Origin of the sequence: Natrinema gelatinilyticum, assembly GCF_024266705.1 — an archaeon.
Taxonomy (GTDB): domain Archaea; phylum Halobacteriota; class Halobacteria; order Halobacteriales; family Natrialbaceae; genus Natrinema; species Natrinema gelatinilyticum.
In genome coordinates, this window is the sequence record NZ_CP100756.1 from 2,668,812 (window position 1) to 2,683,590 (window position 14,779).

Here is a 14,779-nt window from a genome sequence, read left to right on the forward strand (position 1 = left end):
GATCACCAGTACGGGTTCTCGCGCCAGCGTCTCGAGCCTGCGCCGAGGGCAATGAGCGCACCCACGGCGAGGATAGCGACGACGAGGACGCCGATCGTCGAGGTGAGGTATTCGGATGCGTCGATCAAGTAGCCGGTTCCGAAGCCGTACACGCCGAGGATAGCCAGTGCTACGATCACGATTATCGCGAGCAGTCCGGCGATCGAGCGATCGTCCATGCTCGCCCGATCACACTCCGCCATTATAATTCGTCGCTATTTCTGCCGCACCGGGATCGCTCGAATCCGTCCTCGCAGCGTTCGATCTTCGAGAGCATCGTACTGGTTACCGGACGATCTGCGCACAATACCAGGAAACGCCGCGTTCAAGAACCGCGCGCACCGAATGGTCGGTATGATCGTCGTCGTTCCGGTCGATCCGCCGCGAGACGGCCTCGTCCTTCAGTCGCTCGCCGAGCAGTCCCCGCTCTCCGACGCCGAGGCGGCGTCGCTGTACGAGGCCGCCCTCGCGGACGTCCTGTGGGCCGTCGCACGGAGCGGCGGCGACCTTCTGGTCAATTATCGAGACGCCGAGACGCTGCCCGAAACACAGGCATACGGCGACCCGGAAGCGGAGGTACGGGCGCTCGTCCGTGACGCTCTCGGCGAGGACGCCGACGTCCGATTCGAGCGGCAGGTCGGCTCGAGTCGATCGGCTCGCGTCGGCAACACCGTCACCCACCTGCTCGAGCGCGAAGACGCACAGAGCGTCGGCGTCCTCGAACCGACCGTTCCGCTGGTCAACCGAACGGAAATCGACGGTGCGGCGATGTCGCTGCGTCGCCACGACGTCGTCATCGGGCCGTCAACCGGCGGGCGGACCTATTTCGGAGGGTTTTCCGAGCCGATCGATTTCACCGACGCGTACACGACGCCGGAACTGTCGACGCTGGCCCGGCGCGGGGCCGAGGGCGGTCTCGGCGTCGGCTTCGCACCGATGCTCCCGACGGTAACGTCGCCCGTCGGACTGCAAACGACGATCGCAGGGCTCGAAGCGCGCCAGTCCGCCGATCGACCGGATGCCGAGGCGACGGCAGCGCTGGTGGACGAACTCGGGATTTCGGTCGGAGAGGGCGGCGGGCTCGAGCGCCAGTAGACCGACAACCCTTTTTGAACGTACGCCGAACCGGGAGACGAGGTGGGGTGGCAGAGCGGCCTAACGCGCCTGCCTTGAGAGCAGGTGGCTGTCAAGCCTCATGGGTTCAAATCCCATCCCTACCGCTTTTGCGACGAACGGACGTGAGGAGCAACGCGTGGATAGTGAGAACTGAATCGACACCGGCGGCGCTCGAGAGTACCCACTGTAGACACGATTCGCACTCCGGCCACGCCGACGGCGAGTCGCCTGGGTTCGACGACGTCAGCTCGGCGCGGCCGTCGGCTTCGTCAACCGGTCGCAGCAGCTCGAGGTGGCAGAAAACCGAAAACCGTGCGGGGAATTCGCGAGGCGAGCGGCGTTAGCTGAAAGAGAGGGTGCTAAGCCCCCGTCCTCGAGGAGCGACCGACGGGAGCGAGGAGGGCGGGGATACAGTACCCGTACGATCGTCACACACCCCTACTCACAAACACTTAATAAATTACACTCCATAGGCGAAAACAAGTCGCATGGAGTACAGTCCACGATACCGTCTCTTTCCCACCACCACTCAACGGGAGAGTCTCGACTGGACTCGTGACACCGTGCGACAACTCTACAACCACGCCCTCCACGAATTCACCAAGATACCAGAAGACGAGGGGACGCTTCGACAGCGTGTCTGGCACGTCCGCGATGAACTGCCAGAACTCAAACAACAGTGGACTGACCTCAAACAGGTCTACTCCACCGTCTTGCAGAAAGCTGTCGAGCGTATCCGAACCAACATCACCAACCTCGGCACACTCAAAGCCAAGGGCTACGATGTTGGCTCGTTGAACTGGAAGTCACCGCGTGAGTACCGGAGTTTTACGTACCGGCAATCGGGCTTCGAACTCGACACGAAGAGTGGCCCGAGAGACCGAGCGATACTCCGCCTTACAAAAGTACGCGGCGAAACCCTTGAAATCCCACTTCGACTTCACCGCGACCTTCCTGACCACGATACTATCAAAGAAGTCACGGTGAAGAAAGAGCCCACAGGAGCGTGGTATGCTTCGTTCTGCATCAGCACTGAGGAACCAGAGAAACCAGACTCAGCTGACATTGAGCCGGAAGACACAGTTGGGATCGACCTCGGCGTTCTCACCTTCGTCCACGATTCGGATGGACGGTCTATCGGACGTCTCGACCTGTCTGCGGAGCGTGAGCGCCTCGAGCGCGAGCAACGCGCTCTTTCTCGCAAGCAATACGAGTCGAACAACTGGGAGACGCAACGGCGGCGAGTCGCTGAAATCCATGCTCGCATGTCGAACAAGAAGCGAGACTATAAGCACAAACTCGCGCACTTTTATACTTCAGAGTACGAGGCAGTGTTCGTTGAGGATTTGAACGTGAAGTCGATGCTCGAAGCCAGTGGCAACGCTCGGAACAAGGCCGAGGTTGGCTGGCGAAACTTCAGTACGATTCTGAAACATCACGGTCGGAAGAACGAGTGTCACGTCATCGAAGTCGAACCGAGTGGCACGACAAAAGAGTGTGCATCGTGTGGCGTGGAGACTGAGAAGCCGTTGTGGGTCCGCGAACACTCGTGTCCGTCGTGTGGATTCGAATTGGACAGGGATTGGAACGCGGCGTTGAATATCCAGTCGCGTGGTCTGGAGAACCTAGGAGTGGTTCACTCCGAAGCAACGCCTGTGGAGACTGCGACCGCTGTGGATACTTCTGAAGTATCTGCAAGTCGCGTCGTCGAAGCAGGAAGCCACGCCCTCAAGGAGTCGCCGAAGGCGACGAGTAGGGCGGGGTAGTTCACCGGTAGGAGAGTTCGAGGTCGCGCGCTCGAGACAGCAAGCCGGCGTCGTAGAACTCCTCGGTCTGGGACGGTCGGATGTCGTCGATCGCGCAGACCTGCTGGACCGTGTTGCGGAAGTTCTTGAAAGTCGCTTCGTCGACCATCTGGCCGTCGATGGTGACCGCGCCGGTGCCCTCGCGTTTGGCTTCGTTGAAGCGCTCGATCTTGTGGACGTCGCGCTCGAGCTCGTCGGGGGTGGGCATGTGGATCGTGTTGGCCTGGATGGTCTGTTTGGGGTACAACGACCAGGAGCCGTCGAGTCCGAGCTTCGCTTCGTGTTCGACCTGATCGGCGTAGTCGTCGGCGTTGTAGTACGTCAGGCCGGCGCGCTCTTTGAACAGGTCGTCGAAGGGACCGCCGATCGAAAGCAGGCCCGCGGCGCTGGATTCGTTCGAGAGGGCCTCGAGCAGGCCGTCCCAGCGGGGCATGCCGTCGCCGAGGTCGCGGCCGCCGAGTTCGGCGGCGTAATCGACGGGACCGAAGACGAGTGCGGTGAGACGGGAGTCCTCACCGAACGTGGAAATTTCGCGCAGGTCGGAGCGGGCGCGGCCGGTTTCGATGATGATCGAGAGCCCGATCGAGCCGTCCTCGTAGCCGTGTTCGGCCTCGGCTTCGGCGACGACCGCGGCGGCGCGCTCGACGTCCTCGAGGCGACCGACCTTGGGAACCACGACACCTTCGATCTCGTCGCCGAGATCGGCGACGAGTCGGTCGATCTGGTCGCGTCCCTTCTCGCAGTACTCCTCGTCCTCGTAGCTCCACTCGACGCGAGGCCAGATTTCGCCCGGGAAGTCGTACTGCGGGACCTTCTCGATGGTGTTCTCGAGTCCCTCGGCTTTCATGTCCGGGGCGGTCCCGTCTTCCATGTCGGGGACGAGCCAGTCGGGAGCCTGAAAGCCCTCGGCCTCGAGGGCGGAGACGAGATACTTCGCGGAGTCCTCTTTGGGGACGGCGGCCGGTGCGGTCTGGAACGTGCGGCAGAGTCGGATGTCGTCAGTCATGTCTCTGAATTCGTGGTCGTCTGCAATCGTTTTTGATTATCGTTCGTGTTAGTTAGAACGCTTTCGAATCTCGGCGGTTCGCGTCCCAGAGTAGACGGGTTCGTCGTGCTGATTGAACGCGATGTGTTCGAAGGTGACGGTCCCAGCCTCGTCGCTCGAGGCGTCGTTCTCGGACGATGTCCGAGAGCCAGTCGAGGTTTCCTCGACGCTGTCTTCGGCCTCGATAACGCGCGTAAAGGCGTAGACGGTGTCGCCCACGGCGACGAACGTGTGGAAGGATTCGTCGTCGAAGCCGACCTCACGCCAGGTCTGCTCGTCCGAGCGGGCGTGGCCAAGCGCGGTCGAGCGGGTGACGTCGCCGTAAGTGACGATGTTGCCCGAGGGCGAGTTGGCCATTACGTCGACGTTGTGGTGCTGTTTGGCCGTGTTGAGCGTCGAAAGCGGCAGCGAAGCGACGGTAACGTCGTCCTGGGTTCGACCGCGTTCGTGGCGGTAGGCGACCGCGGCGTCGCGGCCCTCGGCTTCCGCGAGTGCGTCGACGAAGTCCTCGAAGTAGCCGCCCTCGGGCGTGACGAACTCGTCGGGGAGGTCAGGGCCGTCGTCGCCGTCGTCTTCGGCGGCCGCGGCACCGCTCCCGTCCGTCGCGACGGGTTCGCGGCGGGGAATCATGTTCGTACGCTCGTAGGAGCAGAGTACGTCGCCGGTCCCGGCGTCCTTGCCGCGGGTGCGCCAGGAGACGATGCCGTACTCCGGTCGGGAACTCGAGGTGGCGCAGTTGACGACTTCGCTCTCGACGTGGAGTTCGGTGCCGGTGTAGACTGGCGCAGTGGGAAATCGCACGTCGGTCCGACCGAGGAAGTAGCCGCCCTTCTCACTGAGGTCCTCGACGGTAATACCGAGCGTCGCGGCAGTCAGGTAGTCGGGGTGGACCGGCGGCTCGTCGAAGCCACGCTCTTTGGCGGCGTCGGTCCGCCAGTAGACGGGGTCGTGATTGAGCGTCTGTCCCATCCACTGCTCGTTGCCGAACTGGGTGAGGGTGAGTCCGGGTTCGTGTTCGATCACGTCCCCTTCCTCGAAGTCTTCGAAGCAGTTTCCCTTCTCCCTGGTTTCGACCTGTTCGAGTACCTGTGCGAACGTATCGGGATCGGTCCACTCAGTCATCTGCTGTCACCTCGTCCGTGTCTACCGTTAACTGTTCCCGTTTCCGTCGGGCGATCGTTCGACGCATCTCGTTTTCGACGATCATGTATCCCTCGTCGAAGCCCATGCCGGGCTTTGCGAGCACCTGTGCGGCGTTCGTCGCGAGTGCGACGTGGGCGCAAGCGCGCGCGGACGTCTCCGTCTCGTTGCAAGTACCACCGAGGTACGCCCGCGTGTCGGTCCCCTCGCAGTAGCGAACTGCCTGTCCGCTGCGGTGGATGCCACCGAGATCGGGCGTCTTGACCTGCACGAGATCGGCCGCTTCCGCGTCGACGAACGCTCGAACGTCCTCGAACGTGTTGCACCACTCGTCGGCAACGATGTCGACGCTGACGTTCGCCTCGGCGAGCCCCTGGCGAAGCTCGATCATCGCCGCGATCTGGTCCTCGCGGTTCCCGACGTCCATCGGCCCCTCTATCTGGATTGGATACGGTGCGGCAGCCTCTTCGAGCGCGGCGAAGTACTCGACCACCTCGTTGCGATCGTACGGCGCGTCGAAAATCTCGCCGATCATCCCGTAGACGTCGATGTGGAAACGCGGCTCGTACCCCTCGGGACCGAGTTCCTGGGAGCGCCGGGTGAGCCATTCGACGTATTCGAGTAGCGTCTCACCGTCTTCGCCGATCTTCTCGACGCTGTTGATGAGCGCGTGGGGCAAGACGGGAACACCCTTGATGAACATCTTCTCCGTGTTGGTGTACCGATCGTCCCCGGATTGTCCGAAAACGGGAACCGGCTCAGTCGCGGGCTCGGTACCGAGCGCGTCGGCCACGACGTCCGTCCGGGTCGTCTTCTCGGCGTCGGCCGCCGCCGCGAGCAGCGCCTGTGAGACGCCGTAGCGGATCGCGGTGTGGAGCCGATCGCCCTCGACTCGCATCTCCTCGAGTAATTCGGCGTTCGAGAGGAAGTCGGCCGCATCGCGGCCCTCGAGTTCCTCGGCGACGGCCCCCTCGATGACGGGGGCGTATTCGTCGGCTTTGAACAGCGGATCGCGCCCGCCGGCGCCGGAGTACTGGACCGCGGCGCAGTCGCCCCGAACGACGGACCCGTCTGCGAGTTCGATATCGACGACGATCGACTCGCCGGCCTGTCGAATTTCGTCGAAGCCCTCGGTGACGGGTTCGCCCTCGTAGGTGAAGCCGTCTTGCGTTGCTCCCTGCTTGATCGCGCGCTGATCGTCGAAAAAGAACCCGGAGTAACCGGGCGTGGCGTACACTCCTGTGATTTCCATGTTAGACGTCACCCTGTGGTCGGCCGATGAGCTTTCCATCACTGATCGCGTCGACGTCGTCTGCGACCATCCGGAACGACTGGTCGCGGCCTTCCGTGTCGGCGCGTCGCGAGAGTCGAGCCTTGTGAATCTCCTTAATATCGTCGTCCATCTCGAGGTCGGCCCATTCGAAGATGCGGACCCGTCCGTCGTCGTCCCGCGCCGGGAGGATGGCCCCCCGTGCGCTGTCGCTGGGTGCGAACGGGACATCGAGCGCCCCGGTGTCGAACGCGTTGAGCGTCCCCTGGACGACGTCGCCGTCACCGTGTTCGAAGATCGTATCCATCAGACAGCGCGTTTCGCGCTCGATCAGGTCCTGTTCCTCCTCGATACCGTCGATGTCGATCTTCTGCTCGATCGCCATGTCGATGACCTGTCGCGTGGTACGCAGCCCGGATGCGTTGGCCTCCTTGGTCGGAACTCCCTGGAACTCCTGGGGCGACTTGGTGATGACCTTGTCGGGCTTTGCGATGGCGGCGGTCATCCCGCCAAGGCTGATGACGCCGTTGGCGCGCGCCTCGTCCGGCGGGAATCCGCCCATCCACTCGTGAAAGACGGTCGTAACGACGACCTCGTCGGGCAGGTATTCGTTGCCGAGTTTCTTCAGGGCGTTCAGAGCGGCGACGTCCTGCACGACGTTCCCGACCTGTCCGTAACCGAGCGTGATCGAGCGCACGCCCTGTGTCGCGGCCAGTTTGCCCTCGACCAGCATGATCGCGATGGCGATCGATGGCGGGACCAGCGTCCCCGTGAGGGGCCCGAACGGCTCGCGGTTGATCCGCACGCCGCGTTCGGTGTATGCCCCCGCCAGTCGGTCGACGAACTGCCACTTCTCGATGGTTTCTTCGAGTCCGTGGCGTTTCGTGTAGGGAATGTTGTACGAGATTGGGCCGCCCTCGAAGCTCTGGAAGCCGCCCGCGAACGTGATCGCCGCGAGCAACCGGGCGTCCGGCGTCCCGTGGCGGACTTCGATCGGCGCGTCGACCGCGTCGATCAGCTGGCGGCAGCCATCGACGCCGTGGTTCACTGCCGGGAAGCCGTTGAGCGTATCGTCTCCCGTCTCTCGGGCCTTCTCCAGCCCTTGCTGGGCCTTTTCGTACTCGTTATCGCGCGTGTACGAGTCGATGGTAGTCGGCAGTAGATCCGCCTGACCTTCTCGGTGAAGGTACTGTGAGAGTTCGATCTGGTCGTCGAGCCGTGGGACCCCGGCTCGAGGCTGGAGAAGCGGTTTGTCGGCCGACTCGAGAACGTCGGCGAACCGTTTGTGCTTCGGAAGCGATTCGTGGTACTCGATCGCGTCCTCGAAGTCGACATCTGCTCCCGTCGGCCAGTCCGACCGAATCTCCTCGTCGATACGCCGTAGCTCGTCGGATGGAATGCGTTCGTCTCGTATCATCTAGTCATCTACGAACTGATAGTTGCCCGTTCCGACTCCGTCGGTCTGATCTGGAGGTCTTCGCGAAGTGCAGCGATCGCTTCCTCAGGATCCGTTTCAGAGTCGAAGACGCGGTCGAATCCGAGCTCTCGGAACGTCCGCCGGGTCTGCTCGAAGTCGTCCTGTCCGACGGCGAGGTTGCCGCCGATGTAACTGACCGCGTCGACGCCAGCGTCCGCGAGGACGCTGTGGAATCCCTGGCAGTCCTGTTCGGCGTGGCCGTAGAGCGACGAGACCAGTACAGCTTCGGCGTCGTGGGCTACCGCGGCCTCGGCGAACTCCTCCTGGGAGGTCTGGACACCGAGATTCACGACTTCGAAGCCGGCTGCACTGAAGGCTTGCTCGAGTATTGTGATGCCAACGACGTGGGCATCGGAGCCGATCACGCCGAGGACGACCGTGTGGGACATCGTATGCAGAACCATGAGGAACTCCCGTATAAACCTAATGATCTTCAATGATAATACCCCTTAAACATCCTAACAGCGTCTCTATGGTGGTTGTTCACACGAGATGTGGTACTGGAGCCCAAACTACATGATCGATGGTAAGGGTTTTGGCTGTGGTTTCGGAAGGAGGGTGTACAGACAATGGGAGCGCTTTCGAACCTACGTGTGCTGGATCTGACGCAGGTGCTCGCCGGGCCGTACTGTACGATGTTGCTCGCGGACCTGGGCGCGGACGTCGTCAAAATCGAGCGGCCGGGCGGCGACATGATTCGGTCGAACCCGCCGTTCGTCGACGACCCCGAGGCGGAAGCCTACGGCGGCTATTTCCAGAGCGTCAACCGCGGCAAGAAGAGTATCGAACTGAACTTCCGTGAGGAAGCCGACCGCGAGGACCTTCTCTCGCTCGTCGAGGAGGCCGACATCGTCGTGGAGAATTATCGCTCGGGCACGATGGAGAAGTACGGCCTGGGCTACGAGACGCTCACTGAGTACAACCCCGACATCATCTACTCATCGATCCGCGGCTTCGGCGACCCGCGAACGGGCGAAACGGACCGCCAGGGCCAGCCCTCGTTCGACCTCATCGCGCAGGCGCTCGGCGGCGTGATGGAAACCACCGGCCAGGAAGACGGGCCGCCGACGAAGGTCGGGCCCGGCATCGGGGACCTCTTTACCGCGACGCTGAACTGCATCGGGATTCTGGCCGCGGTCAACCACCGCGAGCAGACCGGCGAGGGCCAGTACGTCGACACCGGGATGTACGACTCGATGATCAGTTTAACCGAACGGGCCATCTACCAGCAATCGTACACCGGCGAGGCTCCGACCCGACAGGGCAACTCCCATCCAACGCTGTTCCCCTACAACGCCTTCGAAACCGACGACGGCTACGCCGTCATCGCCGCCTTCAACGACAACCACTGGGCGGAACTCTGCGATGCCATGGACCGCGAAGACCTCGCAGAGGACTACCCCACTACCCCAGAACGACTGCGGAACCGAGAGACCCTCCGCGAGGAACTCGTCGACTGGGCCGCCGACCTGACCAACGACGAACTCGTCGGCGCACTCGAGGGACGCGTCCCTGCCGCCCCCGTCCAGACGACCAAAGAAATCTTCGAGGATCCGCACGTCCACACTCGAGACATGCTCGTCCCCATCGAACAGCCTGGTGCCGACACGGACGTCGAAATCGCGGGTAACCCAATCAAGATGAGCGAAACGAACCCCGAACCTCGCGGTCGTGCACCGCTGCTCGACGAACACCGCGAGGAGATTCTGGGCGAACACGCTGACGCCGAGACGGCCGACGACTGACTGACGGAATCGATCTGTTCTATTCGCTGTCCACACACGGCGTCCGGAGTGGTGTCAACACGTCAGCGGCCCGTTCGACGATTCGTGGGGGATTCTAAGCGTCCACGACACCAAGCCAAAGCGTTTCAGCGAGGAGGACGTGACCTTCGTTTCGTTCATCACGTCGCGAACGTCCTCGCGGAGACGGCTGAGCGCCAGCGCCACCAGTACCAGCACGACCTCAAGCGATCGGTTGCGGAATACCTGGCCCGCGGTTAGCGCACGACCGTCAGCCGCCACGGAGCACCGGTATTCCGTTCACCGACGGCCCAGAGTATTACTGTGCGGTACGTTTATTCCCACTATGGCCGTCGAAGTAGCTGCAGAATTGCTCGATCTGCTTTCCGTGTTCATCATCGCGGCAGGGGTGGGGATCTTTGTCGCCAAGGTCGGCCGGTTCCCGTACACCATCGCCTTGCTCCTCGCGGGGGTTACTGCCTCCATCCTCGAGTTGGGAATCGACATCGAGCTCAGCCACGACCTCATCCTGCTCGTGTTGTTACCGCCGCTTCTCTTCGAGGGCGCTGCTACGACCGATCTCGAGTACTTTCGCCGATATCTGGGCCCAATCCTGGCACTGGCGGTCCCCGGGCTGATACTGTCGGTCATCATCCTCGGCCTCCTCGGACAGTACGTCTTCGGAATACCGCTGCTCGTGGCGCTGTTGTTCGCCGCGATGATCCTGCCGACCGACCCTGTGTCGGTACTCGCACTGTTCGAGGAACTCGGTGCGCCCGACCGACTGGCCGTTCTCGTCGAGGGCGAAAGTCTCGTCAACGACGGCGTCGGCGTCGTCCTCTTCTCGACGTTGCTGGCCATCATCGTCGAGTACGGCCCCGACACGTCGGCGTTGTTGGAGCCGTCACAGCTCGTCGATTTCATGGTCGATATCGCCGTTGCGATCCTCGGTGGACTGGTCGTCGGCCTCGCAGCCGGGTACGCGGTGTACCGGGTGATGGTCAGCTTAGACGAGTACACGACCGAAATCGTCCTGACGCTCATCCTCGCGTACGGGAGCTTCCTGCTGGCCGAACACATTCTCAGCAACGCAGTTCCCGGCGTTCAGTTCAGCGGCGTCATCGCGACCGTGGTCGCCGGGCTCTTCATCGGCAATCGCGGCGCGGAATACGCGATGAGCCCGCAAACGAAGATTAGCATCTTCAATACCTGGGAGACGGCCGCGTTTCTGGTGAATACACTCATCTTCTTGCTCATCGGTGCGAAGACGCCGATCGGTCAGCTCCTCACTCACGCCCAGCTTATCGCCCTGGCCATCGGTCTCGTACTGCTCGCGCGTGCACTGGTGGTGTACCCGGTCGTGAGCGTCGCGAATCGGCTCGTCGATGTGAACGTCTCCCGGAAAGACCAGCACGTCCTCGTGTGGGGCGGCCTGCACGCCTCGATCCCGATTGCGCTCGTTCTCGGGTTACCGGCAACGACCGCGTCCGGCGCACCGTTCCCGTTCCGCGAGGAACTCCGGGCGATGGTCTTCGGCGTGGCGGCATTCAGCCTCGTCGTTCAGGGGATGACGATGGGGCGACTCTTGGATCGTCTCGGCGTGATCCGCCGGTCGGAGGCCGAGGAACTGTACGAGACGCTCGTCGGTCGCGCCCGGATGGTCGATAGCGCACTCGAGGCTGCCGACGAACTGTACGGTAACAACCGGCTTCCGGGTGACGTCTACGACGACTTCCGCGCCGAGTACGGTCGCGAAAAGGAAGCCCTGCAGAAGACGATCTCCGAGCTGTTGTCCGACAATCCCGAAATCCGTCGGGAGGAACTCCTCATCGGGGAGCGACAGGTTCTCAAACGGGAAAAGAGCGCGGTCATGGACGCGATGCGAACGGGTATCATCGGCGACGAGGTGGGCCGGCCATTACTTGAGGAGGTCGACCTCAAACTGTCCCAGGTCGGGCAGGGGCATAGTACGGTCAACGAAACCGAAGAGGAGTACGACGAATTCTGGCGCCAGCGGGCCCAGGAGTTCGGCCTTCGGTCCGCATCTCTGTCCGAGCGAAAAGAGTCGCGCGACGTTCGGTCGGCGGGCGATAGCGAGCCAACGGAGTGAGTGTCCCGTCGTCATCGTCATGTTGTCCAACTCTGGACCGCACCTTCTCACCGGAGGATTTGGATTCCAAGACCGCTCCGAGTTGCGCCACTGTTCAGTCCTCGATGGGAGACTCCGTCGGACGGTCCCTGAGATCGATCGTCAGGGCGAAGACGAGTCCGAGCACCAGGCCGTACAGCACGTGGGCGACGAGGGTCTCGACGGCAGCCCCGAGAAAGGCCGTGGTGGCGTCAACTCCGAAGAGCCGGCCGATGACCGGCAGGGCGATCATCGGTAGGATCGCCCAGATCGCGAACCCGTACACGCCGCCCGCGCCGACGAGGCGGAGCGTGATCCCGGTTCGCGAGAGCGCGTCGGTTTCCGTCGGGGTTCGAATGATGCCGAGGATCGGCCCGCGGGTGACGAGCATGCCGAAGCCGAGACCGATGATGGCCCCGTGGACGAGGTGAAGGGCCCAGCCGACCACGGGATCCGCGTTGAGCCCGTAGAACTCCGGAATCGCCTCTTCGATGATGGCCGGTTCGAGCATCCACAGGACGAGTCCAAACGCGACTGCTCCGAACGCGCCGCCTGCGATGCTTCCGATCGGCCAGCCGATGCGACTCTCGATTCCGTGCGCAGACGTGTCGGACTCGGCACTCATGACACCGTGGCTACCACGATAGTCCACAAAAGGATTCGTCCGACATTTATAGTCCACAAAATGGTTCGCCCAGCATTTATTACACCTTGATAGACCGGCTCATCGAGCACGTATCGACGAAGCGTCTCGTCGGGGCACACCTCGATAGTCCCTTCTACTGAGAACGACTTTTATCAGTTGCTAAGCATTTCAACAGAGCCGAGTGAATGGGACGCGAGCGGGAATACGAAACGATCCTCTGGACGATTCCCGACGAGGTGTACACGCTGGACGCGGGCGGCTATTTCACCAGAATCGTTTCCCCGGTCGACGCTGAGGTGTCGACGCTGGGATACAGACCTGACGAAGTCATCGGCGAACACATCTCACTCGTCCTGGACGAAAGCGACATCGCCACGGGCGAACGGATAATCGAGTCGTGCAATGGTTGTTGCACACGGACGACTGTGACCACGTGTCGTTCGGGATGGAGACGATACCCGCAGCAGGCGAACGAGAACCACATCGCGTTGCTATTGCCGGACGAGGATTACCGCTTTCAGGGGACGGTCGGCGTTTTGGCGATATCTCCGATCGAACGGCCGTGAACGGCAGCTGAAACGACAGAACGGATGGCTCGATCGATTCGCCAGCATCTCTCGCACGACCTCCGAAACCCGCTCAACGTCGCCCAGGGACGACTCGAACTGGCCACGAGGACTCCGACAGCGACCATCTCGAGGCCGTCGACTGGGCGCACGATCGGATGGCGGCCTTGATCGAGGACAGTGTGGCGGTCACACGAGAGCAGGACCGGGGTCTTGATGCCGAACCGATTGATCTCGCGACGGCCGCCGAGGACTGCTGGGGGCACGTGGAGACGGCCGATGCAACACGGTCGGCGACTCGCGGGCGAACCGGGCCCAGCGTTTACGTGGCCAGCGACGGCCGGGGAATTCCGCCTGACGAACGGGACCGCGTGTTCGAGAGTGGCTACTCGAGCACCAGCGACGGGACCGGTCTCGGGCTGTCGATCGTCGAGGATGTCGCGGCTCACGACTGGACCGTGACCGTCACCGACGGGGCAGACGGTGGTCCGCGGTTCGAAATCACCGCGGTAGAGCGGGTGATCGACGACGATCCGACGGCGACGGAGAGCAATCCTTTTGCGGGACCCCTGCACACGTCCGGGTATGAGCAACGATTGGCCAGTCGATCCCGATGGCGAAGAGGGCAGCGAGGGGATGCGTAAGTTCGATATGCGGATCATTGCAGACAAAGTCGACGAGGAGGAAGACTTCCCGATGAACTGCGACGAATTCGTCGACGAATACGGCGATTATCCGATCCGGATCAATTATAAAAAAGTCGTTCCACTACGTGAAATCTTCGAGTACGTCGAACCCGAAGCGTTCGAGACGATGGTCGACATGCACAAGGCTGTCGGCGCGGCGATGCGCGCCGGCGACTTCTGGGACTACCACCCGCAGGGAGCGGACCCGGAGAAGAAACACGCCTAAACGGGCGCGTTCTCGAACCGTATCACGAATCTGGATTACGTATCACTTATACGACGGCGTTCGAAAGAATCGGGCACAGTGACCAACACGCAGGTAACGCTCGTTCAGATCGATAACTACGGGCCGTGGACGGTGACGCCCGAACCGCGACGGGAGGCCGACCTCCAGACGATGCAATCGCGGCTGTACGCGGACATCTCTCAATTCGTCGGTAATCGCGGCGGCTACACGTTCTTCACTCGGTTCGACAATATGATCGCCGTTACGAACGGCTGTTCGTTCGATGATCACGCGCTTCTCCAGGAGTCAGTCGGCAACCGGTACCCGGTTACCCTGAGTCTCGGCGTCGCGACCGGGACGAACCCGGTCCAGGCGCTTTCAGACGCGACGGAACTCATCCAGGACGCCGGCAGCGCACAGGACAAGAACCGACGCGAGTGCCTCGAAGGCCGAGTCATCGAACCGCCCCATCGGGCCGACGGAGACGTTCAGATCGCACACTTCGACGTGATCAACGCGACCGGCAACTACACGGACGAACTCAACGCCTTCGATACGTTCATCGAGATCGAGCAGGGCTATGCGGAACTCATGCGACACATGCGCTACGCCCACGACAGCCTCTCGTTTTTCGTCGGCGGCGACAACGTCATCGTCGTCTGTCCCGAGCTCGGGAGCGCGGAGTACGAAGAAGCACTCTGCCACGTCGAGGATGCCGTCGACGTCGAAATGCAAGTCGGCGTCGGTCGCGGAACGAGCGCTCACGAGGCCGGTTACGCGGCGAAACACGCCCTCGAGACCTGCCGAACCGACGGGACACGGGTCGAACTCGAGTGGGAAACGACCTGATCATTGGGGTCAGTGAAGTTCACCGCCGTTTTTCTTAAGTGTAG

The 14,779-nt window shown here is 62.2% G+C and carries 17 protein-coding genes and 1 tRNA gene; 10 read left to right on the forward strand and 8 right to left on the reverse strand.

What is annotated here, in order from left to right; translation table 11 throughout:
• Positions 1-2: 2 nt before the first annotated feature.
• Positions 3-218 (reverse strand): hypothetical protein, encoded by a 216-nt coding sequence (locus NJU76_RS13120; RefSeq protein ID WP_254529368.1) that lies wholly within the window; start codon positions 216-218, stop codon positions 3-5.
• Between the two features lie 175 nt (positions 219-393).
• On the opposite strand from NJU76_RS13120, the gene NJU76_RS13125 reads away from it, so the two are divergent.
• From NJU76_RS13125 to NJU76_RS13135, 3 genes are all read left to right on the forward strand, one after another.
• Positions 394-1,134, forward strand: coding sequence for a glycosyltransferase family protein (locus NJU76_RS13125; RefSeq protein ID WP_254529370.1), 741 nt, complete (start codon positions 394-396; stop codon positions 1,132-1,134).
• Positions 1,135-1,175: 41 nt separating this feature from the next.
• Positions 1,176-1,259 (forward strand) — tRNA-Ser (locus tag NJU76_RS13130).
• 384 nt (positions 1,260-1,643) lie between these two features.
• A complete protein-coding gene (locus NJU76_RS13135) occupies positions 1,644-2,921 on the forward strand; it encodes an RNA-guided endonuclease InsQ/TnpB family protein (protein WP_254529372.1) in 1,278 nt (425 codons plus the stop codon).
• A 1-nt stretch (position 2,922) separates the two neighbouring features.
• On the opposite strand, the gene citE is transcribed toward NJU76_RS13135, so the two are convergent.
• From citE to glmS, 5 genes are read right to left on the reverse strand one after another with little or no spacing between them, the layout of a single operon-like run.
• Positions 2,923-3,966, reverse strand: a complete 1,044-nt coding sequence (gene citE, locus NJU76_RS13140) for an L-malyl-CoA/beta-methylmalyl-CoA lyase (protein ID WP_254529375.1) — start codon at positions 3,964-3,966, stop codon at positions 2,923-2,925.
• A gap of 48 nt (positions 3,967-4,014) precedes the next feature.
• Positions 4,015-5,127, reverse strand: coding sequence for a 2-methylfumaryl-CoA hydratase (gene mch, locus NJU76_RS13145; RefSeq protein ID WP_254529378.1), 1,113 nt, complete (start codon positions 5,125-5,127; stop codon positions 4,015-4,017).
• Positions 5,120-6,397 (reverse strand): methylaspartate ammonia-lyase, encoded by a 1,278-nt coding sequence (locus NJU76_RS13150; RefSeq protein ID WP_254529380.1) that lies wholly within the window; start codon positions 6,395-6,397, stop codon positions 5,120-5,122. The genes mch and NJU76_RS13150 overlap by 8 nt, the downstream gene beginning before the upstream one ends.
• 1 nt (position 6,398) lies before the next feature.
• On the reverse strand, positions 6,399-7,832 hold the full coding sequence (locus tag NJU76_RS13155) for a methylaspartate mutase subunit E (protein WP_254529382.1): 1,434 nt from the start codon (positions 7,830-7,832) through the stop codon (positions 6,399-6,401).
• 8 nt (positions 7,833-7,840) lie between these two features.
• Positions 7,841-8,296: a methylaspartate mutase subunit S gene (glmS, locus tag NJU76_RS13160; RefSeq protein ID WP_254529385.1), complete on the reverse strand. Its 456-nt coding sequence runs from the start codon at positions 8,294-8,296 to the stop codon at positions 7,841-7,843.
• 165 nt (positions 8,297-8,461) lie between these two features.
• Between glmS and mct the strand changes: the two genes are divergently transcribed.
• Positions 8,462-9,637 (forward strand): succinyl-CoA:mesaconate CoA-transferase, encoded by a 1,176-nt coding sequence (mct, locus tag NJU76_RS13165; protein ID WP_254529388.1) that lies wholly within the window; start codon positions 8,462-8,464, stop codon positions 9,635-9,637.
• A gap of 54 nt (positions 9,638-9,691) precedes the next feature.
• Here mct and NJU76_RS13170 read toward each other — a convergent pair whose 3' ends face one another.
• Complete coding sequence (locus tag NJU76_RS13170; RefSeq protein ID WP_254529391.1) at positions 9,692-9,916, reverse strand: hypothetical protein; 225 nt, start codon at positions 9,914-9,916, stop codon at positions 9,692-9,694.
• Between the two features lie 64 nt (positions 9,917-9,980).
• Between NJU76_RS13170 and NJU76_RS13175 the strand changes: the two genes are divergently transcribed.
• On the forward strand, positions 9,981-11,744 hold the full coding sequence (locus tag NJU76_RS13175; RefSeq protein ID WP_254529394.1) for a Na+/H+ antiporter: 1,764 nt from the start codon (positions 9,981-9,983) through the stop codon (positions 11,742-11,744).
• 94 nt (positions 11,745-11,838) lie between these two features.
• Here NJU76_RS13175 and NJU76_RS13180 read toward each other — a convergent pair whose 3' ends face one another.
• Positions 11,839-12,387, reverse strand: coding sequence for a hypothetical protein (locus tag NJU76_RS13180; RefSeq protein ID WP_254529397.1), 549 nt, complete (start codon positions 12,385-12,387; stop codon positions 11,839-11,841).
• Between the two features lie 206 nt (positions 12,388-12,593).
• Between NJU76_RS13180 and NJU76_RS13185 the strand changes: the two genes are divergently transcribed.
• From NJU76_RS13185 to NJU76_RS13200, 5 genes are all read left to right on the forward strand, one after another.
• Positions 12,594-12,974 (forward strand): PAS domain-containing protein, encoded by a 381-nt coding sequence (locus tag NJU76_RS13185; protein WP_254529399.1) that lies wholly within the window; start codon positions 12,594-12,596, stop codon positions 12,972-12,974.
• A 24-nt stretch (positions 12,975-12,998) separates the two neighbouring features.
• Positions 12,999-13,145 carry a histidine kinase dimerization/phospho-acceptor domain-containing protein gene (locus tag NJU76_RS26730; protein WP_340681217.1) on the forward strand — a complete coding sequence of 49 codons (147 nt, stop codon included), beginning with the start codon at positions 12,999-13,001 and terminating at the stop codon, positions 13,143-13,145.
• Positions 13,146-13,156: 11 nt separating this feature from the next.
• A complete protein-coding gene (locus NJU76_RS13190) occupies positions 13,157-13,618 on the forward strand; it encodes a sensor histidine kinase (protein WP_254529402.1) in 462 nt (153 codons plus the stop codon).
• Positions 13,560-13,886: a DUF5785 family protein gene (locus tag NJU76_RS13195; protein ID WP_254529404.1), complete on the forward strand. Its 327-nt coding sequence runs from the start codon at positions 13,560-13,562 to the stop codon at positions 13,884-13,886. The genes NJU76_RS13190 and NJU76_RS13195 overlap by 59 nt, the downstream gene beginning before the upstream one ends.
• Before the next feature lie 78 nt (positions 13,887-13,964).
• Positions 13,965-14,735: a GTP cyclohydrolase III gene (locus tag NJU76_RS13200; RefSeq protein ID WP_254529407.1), complete on the forward strand. Its 771-nt coding sequence runs from the start codon at positions 13,965-13,967 to the stop codon at positions 14,733-14,735.
• Positions 14,736-14,779: the final 44 nt, after the last annotated feature.